Source organism: Rhodoferax sp., assembly GCF_014859475.1.
Taxonomy (GTDB): domain Bacteria; phylum Pseudomonadota; class Gammaproteobacteria; order Burkholderiales; family Burkholderiaceae_C; genus Rhodoferax.
Genome location: NZ_JACUUE010000106.1, coordinates 1 through 8,299, shown reverse-complemented (window position 1 = coordinate 8,299; position 8,299 = coordinate 1). Strand labels below are relative to the sequence as shown.

Genomic DNA, 8,299 nt, shown 5'->3' with positions numbered 1-8,299 from the left:
GTTCAAGGTCCGTTTGCGGTATCGGGCCGGATACGGGGGGCTCGCAGTGACGGGATCAGGTCAATTTTTCAAGCGGCTACGCGCCACCCGCCTGAGCAGCGCGGTGAGTCCCAGCGCGGCTATGGTCAAGCCCACCACCAACGCAATCCAGAAACCCTGTGCGGCCATCGGCTGAGCCGGAGCCCAAGGCATCCAGCCTGGGGCCAGGCCCAGTGTGATGCCCAGCGGCAGGCCGATCACCCAAAACGCCGTCATGTGGATCAGCATGGGCGTGCTTGTTACCTTGTAGCCCCGAACGGCGCAACTGGCAATCACCTGGGTGGCATCCGAGAGCTGGAAAAATGCCGCCAACAACAGCAGTTGGGCGGTAAGCGCCACCACGGTGGCATCGTTGGTGTAGGCGCTGGCCACCTGCTGGTTGAAGACGGCGATCAGTGTGGCTGACACAGCGGCAAAACCCAAACCCAGCGCCACGCCCACCCAGGACTGGTAGCGCGCCCGGGTCGGCTCGCCCGCGCCCAGCGACTGGCCCACGCGCGTCAACAAGGCCAGCCCCAGGCTGAGCGGCACCATGAACACCAGCGAGGTGAAATTGAGCGCGATTTGGTGCGCGGCCATTTGCGTGCTGCCAAATTTGGCAATCAGCAGAGAAATCAGGCTGAACGCGCTGGTCTCGGCAAAATAGGTAACACCGATTGGCAGGCCCAGTTTGAGCAGGCTTTTGATTTCGGGCCAGTGCGGCGCCTCGAAGTGATCAAAAGGCCAACTTGGGCGGAAAACGGCAGAGCGCCGCATCCACCAGATGAGTGCAGCCAGGTTGAATATGACGGTTGACAGCGTGGCCCAGGCACAGCCGACCGCGCCGAGCCGTGGAAAGCCAAAGTTGCCAAACACCAGCAGCCAGTTGACGACGATGTTGAGCCCCAGCGACAGCAAGGCAATCACCATCAGCGGCTTGGTCTGGTTCAGGCTGGTGCTGTAGCCGTAAAGCACGCGGTAGCAGGCAAATAGCGGCAGCGCCAGGCTGGTGATCAGCACAAAGTCACGGGCCAGGTCGTGCACGCGCGGCTCCAGGCTCATGTGGTCGAACAGCAAGCCGGCCAGGTTGGCCAGCAGGCAGCCGAGCAGCCCAATGCCCAGTGCTTTCCAGAGCGCCTGGCGCACCTTGTGCGGTATTTGATCGAGCTCTCCGGCACCCACGTGATGGGCCACGATCGGGTTGATGGCCAGTGTGATGCCCATCACGGTGAGCATCAGCATGTTCCAGATGGACACCCCGAGCGACACCGCCGCCAAGTCTTGCACCGAGGCATGACCGGCCATGGCGACCTCGACCACGCCCATGCCAACATAGGCCAGTTGCCCCACCAGAATGGGCCAGGCCAAGTGCCAAAGCTGGCGCAACTCGGTGCCGAGCCGGTTGCGCTGCGCTGGGTGGCGCATCAGTTGTTGGAAGGGGCTTAGCAAGAGATCAACGCCCGCGCATGAACAGCGCATCGAGTTCGTGCAGGCTGAGGCTGCGCCAGGTGGGGCGGCCGTGGTTGCATTGGTCTGAGCGGTCAGTGGCCTCCATCTGGCGTAACAGCGCGTTCATCTCTTCCAGCGTCAGATGCCGGTTGGCACGCACCGCGCCGTGGCAGGCCATGGTGCCGAGCAGCTCGTTGTGGGCGCGCTGCACCACGGTGTTGGCCTCATGCTGGCTGAGTTCGGCCAGCACGCTGCGCGCCAGTTCTACTGCGTCACCTTGCGCCAGCGTGGTCGGCACGGCGCGCACCGCCAGCGTCTTGCCCGAAAAAGGCGTGATGTCGAGGCCCAGCAGTTGCAGCGTAACCGCCTCGGCTTCTGCCGTGGCAACTTCGAGCGCTGTGGCGGCAAAGGTGGCCGGAATCAGCAGCGGCTGGCTGGGCAGGCTGGAGGCACCCTGGCGCTCAGACCACTGCGCCTTGAGCCGCTCGTAAACGATGCGTTCGTGCGCCGCGTGCATATCGACAATCACCAGGCCTTGGGCGTTTTCAGCCAGGATGTAAATGCCCTTGAGCTGCGCCAGCGCGCGGCCCAGCGGCCAGTCGCCAACGGGCAGGGTGCCTGACACTTCGGTTGGGGCCGGGGTTGCGTCTTGTGCCGGTGCCCACAGCACCCCCAGGTCGCTTACCCGATGTCCCGTCGGGTTATCAAAGCGCATGGCTGCCTGTCGGTAGGACAACGGCGTGGGTGGGCGCTCGGGCATGCCGCCCGCAGCGAGGCCGGTCTGGTCCGCATTGTTGCCCCGCTCAGACCACGTTGCTGGCGGCGCAAGGCGTGCCAAGCCATTGGCTGCGCCGTTGGCCATGCTGTTTGCCACGCCATTGACTGCACTATTGGCTGTGATTTGGCCGGCGCGCGGCATGGCCAGTGCACTTTCTACCGCATGGCGCACCGCCTGGTGCACCTCGCGGCTGTCGCGAAAACGCACCTCGATCTTGGTTGGGTGCACGTTCACATCGACGCGCGTCGGGTCTATTTCGATGTAGAGCGCATACACAGGCTGGCGCTGGCCGTGCAGCACGTCCTCATAAGCGCTGCGAGCCGCGTGGCTGATGACCTTGTCGCGCACAAAACGGCCGTTGACGTAGCAAAACTGTTGGTCGCCACGCGCCCTTGCCGCATCGGGTATGCCTGCGCGGCCCCAGACCTTGATGACGGGCGCGTAATCGGGCCTGCCGGGCGTGGCTTGGGTGGAAAAGTCAACCCAAACCGAGCGTTTGACAAAATCTGCGCCCAGTACATCGGCCAAGCGCTGCTCCAGCGCGGGCAGATGGCCTGCGTCGCCGCAACGCCGCCATTGCACCACCAGTTTGCCTTCGTGCCAGATGGCAAAACCCACATCGGGCCGGGCCAGCGCGTGACGCCGCACCGCCTCAACACAATGCGCGAGCTCGGTGGCGTCGGTTTTGAGGAACTTGCGCCGCGCAGGCGTAGAAAAGAACAGCTCCTTGACCTCGACCGTGGTGCCGGTGCTGCGCGCCACCGGTGTGATTTCGCCGGTCTGGCCTTCCAGCAAGTAGGCGTGGGCCTGGCCGCTCACGCGCGACAGCAAGGCGCAATCGGCAATGGCATTGATGGCGGCCAGCGCCTCGCCGCGAAAACCCATGGTGCCCACCGACTCCAGCTCAGACAGGCTGCCGATCTTGCTGGTGGCATGGCGCTTGAGCGCCACCGGCAGTTCTTCGGGCAGGATGCCCGCGCCGTCGTCTTCCACACTGATCAGCCGCACACCTCCGGCCAGTAGCCGCACGGTGATCTGCTTGGCCCCGGCGTCAAGCGCGTTGTCAAGAAGTTCGCGCACCACCGAGGCGGGCCGCTCAACCACTTCACCGGCGGCAATCTGGCTGATCAGGGTGTCGGGCAGTTCGCGGATGGGGCGGCGGGGAGTTTTTGAAAGGGGTGCTGGATCGAAGTTCACCCAGGCATTTTAGGTTCCTGGGTGGCGGGAAAACTGCCCGGTTTCCCGGGACTAAAGTGTCAGATCAAGCCACTGGCCGATGCCAGCAGGTAGCCTATCAGGCACGAGGTGCCCACGCCAATCAGGCCCGGAATGATGAAGCTGTGGTTGATCACGTACTTGCCGATGTGGGTGGTGCCCGAGCGGTCAAACTGGATGGCAGCCAGGTCGCTGGGGTAGGTCGGCAAAATGTAGTAGCCATAGGAGGCTGCGGCAAAGGCCACGATGTAGCCGGGCGGCACGCCAATGGCCAGACCCACCGGCACCATGGCGCTGATGGCCGCGGCTTGCGAATTGACCAGCTTGGACACCAGCAGCAACACAATCGCATAGGTCCATGGTTGCGTCTTGACGATCTCGGTCAGCGCGGCTTTCAATTCGGTCAGGTGGGCTGCAAACACGGTGTCGGCCATCTTGCGTTGTTCGGGGTCGGCAATGCGCGCCTGAAACTCGGGGTCTTGGTCAAAGTCCTGGCCGCGGAACCAGCTGAAGATGCCGATCAGCAGCACACCGGTCAGTGTGGAAGCAATGGTGATCGAAAGCACCTGCACAAAGTCGATCACATGGTCGCCCATCGGCGCTTTTGCCAGAAAAGCTACCAGCGCCACCACCGCCACCGCCACCGGGCTGGCCAAAATACCCATCTGTGCTGACACCGATCACGCCGCCATGGGGCGCTCGGGGCGGATATTGTTTTTGATGGCCACGTCGTAAATGATTGGCAGCATGGTGTACACCACGTGGCCGATGCAGCCACCACAGCGATGATGGTCAGCATCACATTGACCGGTGGTTTGCCCGGCTTGAGGCCAAAGATAAACACCATGATGACAAGGCCGATGCCAGCCAGCAGCCCAAGGGCCACGCCGCCTTTTCTGGCGCCGTAAAACAGGCACACCAGAATCACAATCAGTTGTAAAAAGATGTCCGCTTGCCGGGGATAATCCAGCCGCATGGACATCATCCCCTTTCTTTTTGACTTCATCCTCCACGTTGACAAACACCTGGAAACCTTTGTGCAAAGCTATGGTGTGTGGGTTTATGCGCTGCTGTTTGTGATCATTTTTGTCGAGACTGGCCTGGTCGTAATGCCGTTCTTGCCAGGCGACTCCCTGCTGTTCGTGGTGGGGGCGCTGTGTGGCGCGGGGCTGATGAGCTACCCCGTGGCGGTTTCGGTGCTGCTGCTGGCCGCCATTTTGGGGGACCAGTGCAACTTCACCATCGGGCGCTATTTCGGGCCCAAGGTGTTCAAGTGGGAAAACTCGCGGCTTTTCAACAAGGCCGCGTTCGACCGTACCCACAATTTTTACGAGCGGTATGGCGGCATCACCATTATTCTGGCGCGCTTCATGCCGTTTTTGCGCACGTTTGCACCTTTCGTGGCCGGGGTGGCGGCCATGAGTCGCGTCAAGTTCACCCTGTTCAACGTGACGGGTGCCGTGATCTGGGTGCTGGGTATTTGCACGGCAGGCTACTTTCTGGGCAGCATTCCATGGGTCAAGGTGAACCTTGACAAGATCATCTGGGCGATGATTCTGGTGCCGGGGCTGATCGTGATGTTTGGTGCCTGGAAGGCGCGCAAGCAGCCGCTCAGGTAGTGCGACTGCGTGCCAGCGGCGGATTTTTGGCGAAATAGGCGTTAATGCCACGCATCAGCGCATCGGCCAGCTGGTTCAGGTAGGCGTCGCTGTTGAGCTTGGCTTCTTCGTCGGGGTTGCTGATGAACGCCGCCTCCACCAGCACACTGGGTATCTCGGGTGCCTTGAGCACGGCAAAGCCGGCTTGCTCGACCCGCGGCTTGTGGAGCTTGCCGACGCGGCCTATTTCCTTGAGCATGGCCCCGCCCAGCTGCAGGCTGTCCTTGATCTGGGCGGCGGTGCTCATGTCGAGCAGGGCGCGCTTGACCTGGGCATCACGGGCGCGCACATTGAGGCCGCCAATCACATCGGCCTTGTTCTCCTTGGCGGCCATCCAGCGCGCGGCGCTGCTGGAGGCGCCGTCCTGGCTCAGGGCAAACACGCTGGCGCCTTGCGGGCGTGGGGTAAAAAAGGCATCGGCGTGCAGACTGATGAACAGGTCGGCCTGCACCCGGCGCGCCTTCTCCACCCGGGTGTGCAGCGGCACAAAAAAGTCGGCATCGCGGGTTAAAAATGCGCGCATCGGGTTGCCGTTGCTCGATGCCACGTTGATGCGGTCACGCAGCCGGTGGGCCAGCCGCAGCACCACATTTTTTTCATAGGTACCGGCCGGGCCAATGGCGCCGGGGTCTTCGCCGCCGTGGCCGGGATCGACCGCAATGATGATGAGCCGGTCAGTGGCGGCCGGGGCAGGGGCGCGCATCACCTGTGGTGGCAGTCTTTTGCCTTTTTTGAGCGCGCGGGCATCACTTGGCATGGCAAAAGCAGCAATCACGTCGGCGGCTTCGTTGGTTTGATTGCCAGCAGCATTCGGCGCGCTGGGCGGTGTCGGCTCGGGCCGGTCTTTCTGGGCGATCAACTCGCCCAGCGGATCGGCCGCTGGCGCTGCGGCGATGCGCGTGTCGGTACTTTCCTTGAGCCGCTCGGCAATCAGCGCCTCCAGCGGGTCGGCCACCTGGGTCGGGTACAAATCGAACACCAAGCGGTGCTGGTAGGCCGCCACCGGCGTCAGGGTGAACACCTGCGGCGCAATAGGCTGCTTGAGGTCGAACACCAGGCGCACCACGCCGGGGCTGAACTGGCCAACGCGAATGCCGGAAATGGTCGGGTCGGTGGCGCTCACCTTGGCCACCAGCTCGCGCAGCGCCGGGTTCAGGTCAAGGCCCTGCACATCCACTGCCAGGCGGGGCGGGTTGGGCACAAAGCTTTGCTTGAAGCTCAGCCGCGCGTCAGATTCGATGGTCACGCGCGAGTAATCGGGCGCCGGCCAGACGCGCACCGCCACAATGCTGGCGCCACGGGCCAGATGCTGCGCGCCCAGCAACAGCACCAGCGTGCCCGACTGCAGCAACTGGCGCCGTTTCATGTCTTGGCCTCACTGGGCGCTGGCTCGTCGAGTCGGCGCAGCAGGTCGACCCCCAGGCCGGTTTGCGCTGTCAGGGTTGCCTGACGTATTTCATCATCGGGCACCTCGAGTTGAATGACCAGGTCGGCCAGCGGCGTGCAGCCCGCCGCCTTTTCCGGCCATTCGGCCAGCTTCAGGCCCGGGCTGGCAAAGATGTCGCGAAAGCCGGCGTCAGCCCATTCGCGCGGGTCGCTGAAGCGGTAAAAATCAAAATGCCAGATGTTGAGATCAGGCAGTTCGTAGGGTTCCACCACGGCGTAGGTGGGGCTTTTGATGCGCCCTTGCACCCCAAGCGCGCGCAGCAGATGGCGCACCAGCGTGGTCTTGCCGGCGCCCAGATCGCCTTGCAGTTCGATGTAGGTCTGGCGCACTTCGGGCAACGCGGCGAGCGCGCGGGCAAAGCCTTCGGTGGCGGCTTCGTCACACAGAAGCAGGTTTTTTACAATCGGCAGGTGAACAGCACCATGCGGCAACTCAACAGCAGTCAATGGGTCTCCAAAATTCAGCAATGGGGTCGGGCATTGGGATTTTCACAAATTGGCGTGGCCGGTGTCGATTTGACCGGTGCAGAACCCGGATTATCGGCGTGGCTGGCGGCTGGATTCCATGGTGACATGCACTACATGGCGGCGCATGGCCTCAAGCGTGCGCGCCCGACCGAGCTGGTGCCAGGCACCCTGCGGGTGATCACCGCGCGCATGGATTATTTGCCGGCCGACACCCCCGAGGGCTGGCAGACGCTGGAGCTGGGGCGACTGGGGCAGCCGACTGAAGGCATCATTTCGGTCTATGCCCGCGGCCGGGATTACCACAAGGTCATGCGCAACCGGCTGCAAAAGTTGAGCGATCAAATGACGGCTGCGCTGGGGCCGCTGGGCTACCGCGTGTTCACCGACTCGGCACCGGTGTTGGAGGCCGAATTGGCCAGTTTGAGCGGGCTGGGCTGGCGTGGCAAGCACACGCTGCTGTTGAGCCGCGAGGCGGGGTCAACGTTTTTTTTGGGTGAAATTTTTGTTGACATGGCCCTGCCCGTGACCAAGCCCGTGGCGGGTCATTGCGGCAGTTGCAGCGCCTGCATCGACATTTGCCCAACGCGGGCCATCGTCGCGCCATACCGGCTCGATGCCCGGCGCTGCATCTCGTACCTGACGATTGAGCACGCCGGGCCCATTCCGCTGGAACTACGTCCCTTGATGGGCAACCGCATCTACGGCTGTGATGATTGCCAGCTGATTTGTCCCTGGAATAAATTTGCCCAGCGCAGCGCCTTGCCCGACTTCGACGCCCGCGCCGGACTGGCAGGCAGTCAATTGGTCGAACTATTTGCCTGGACAGAAGAATCATTTTTGCGCTTCACCGAGGGCAGCCCGATCCGCCGCATTGGCCATGAGCGCTGGCTACGCAACATTGCGGTGGCATTGGGCAATGCGCTGCGCGAGATTGATGACGACTCAGCCAAGCCGATATTGGCCGCGCTTGCGTCGCGTGCCGCGCACCCGAGCGCCCTGGTGCGCGAGCATGTGGCGTGGGCGCTAAAACAATTGGGGTCAGATTCCAATTCATTTTGAGAGCTGACCAGTAGCCCGGATAAAGCGAAACGCAATCCCGGAAGGTCAGCTGGCCAGCCGGTTCACATTACCCGCACAGCGGCTGGCTTTGGCGGCTTCCTCATACTGGGGTACCAGAAATCGTCAGCCCCCCCAAAGCCAGCCACTGTGCTGGACGCCGGTGCGTTAAGGTGAAATGAGGTCGTCATTGCGAACGAAGTGACGCAAT

At 62.7% G+C, this 8,299-nt stretch carries 7 protein-coding genes and 1 pseudogene; 2 read left to right on the top strand and 6 right to left on the bottom strand.

What is annotated here, in order from left to right; genetic code table 11:
• Positions 1-60 precede the first annotated feature (60 nt).
• From IBX54_RS09900 to IBX54_RS09885, 4 genes and pseudogenes are all read right to left on the bottom strand, one after another.
• Entirely contained in the window at positions 61-1,467 is a 1,407-nt protein-coding gene (locus IBX54_RS09900) for an MATE family efflux transporter (protein WP_367141826.1), read from the bottom strand.
• Between the two features lie 4 nt (positions 1,468-1,471).
• Positions 1,472-3,442, bottom strand: coding sequence for a DNA mismatch repair endonuclease MutL (mutL, locus tag IBX54_RS09895; protein WP_296542490.1), 1,971 nt, complete (start codon positions 3,440-3,442; stop codon positions 1,472-1,474).
• A gap of 59 nt (positions 3,443-3,501) precedes the next feature.
• Positions 3,502-3,894 (bottom strand): anaerobic C4-dicarboxylate transporter family protein, encoded by a 393-nt coding sequence (locus tag IBX54_RS09890; protein ID WP_296542493.1) that lies wholly within the window; start codon positions 3,892-3,894, stop codon positions 3,502-3,504.
• A 60-nt stretch (positions 3,895-3,954) separates the two neighbouring features.
• A pseudogene (locus IBX54_RS09885) lies at positions 3,955-4,436 on the bottom strand (anaerobic C4-dicarboxylate transporter family protein); the annotation flags it as partial.
• Between IBX54_RS09885 and IBX54_RS09880 the strand changes: the two are divergent.
• Positions 4,435-5,079: a DedA family protein gene (locus IBX54_RS09880; protein ID WP_296542489.1), complete on the top strand. Its 645-nt coding sequence runs from the start codon at positions 4,435-4,437 to the stop codon at positions 5,077-5,079. The pseudogene IBX54_RS09885 and the gene IBX54_RS09880 overlap by 2 nt on opposite strands.
• Here IBX54_RS09880 and IBX54_RS09875 read toward each other — a convergent pair.
• The gene (locus IBX54_RS09875) at positions 5,072-6,484 is read right to left on the bottom strand and encodes an N-acetylmuramoyl-L-alanine amidase (protein ID WP_296542488.1); all 1,413 of its coding nucleotides are present in this window, start codon (positions 6,482-6,484) and stop codon (positions 5,072-5,074) included. The genes IBX54_RS09880 and IBX54_RS09875 overlap by 8 nt on opposite strands.
• The gene (gene tsaE, locus IBX54_RS09870) at positions 6,481-6,975 is read right to left on the bottom strand and encodes a tRNA (adenosine(37)-N6)-threonylcarbamoyltransferase complex ATPase subunit type 1 TsaE (protein ID WP_296542492.1); all 495 of its coding nucleotides are present in this window, start codon (positions 6,973-6,975) and stop codon (positions 6,481-6,483) included. The genes IBX54_RS09875 and tsaE overlap by 4 nt, the downstream gene beginning before the upstream one ends.
• 12 nt (positions 6,976-6,987) lie before the next feature.
• On the opposite strand from tsaE, the gene queG reads away from it, so the two are divergent.
• Complete coding sequence (gene queG / locus IBX54_RS09865; protein WP_296542491.1) at positions 6,988-8,091, top strand: tRNA epoxyqueuosine(34) reductase QueG; 1,104 nt, start codon at positions 6,988-6,990, stop codon at positions 8,089-8,091.
• Positions 8,092-8,299: the final 208 nt, after the last annotated feature.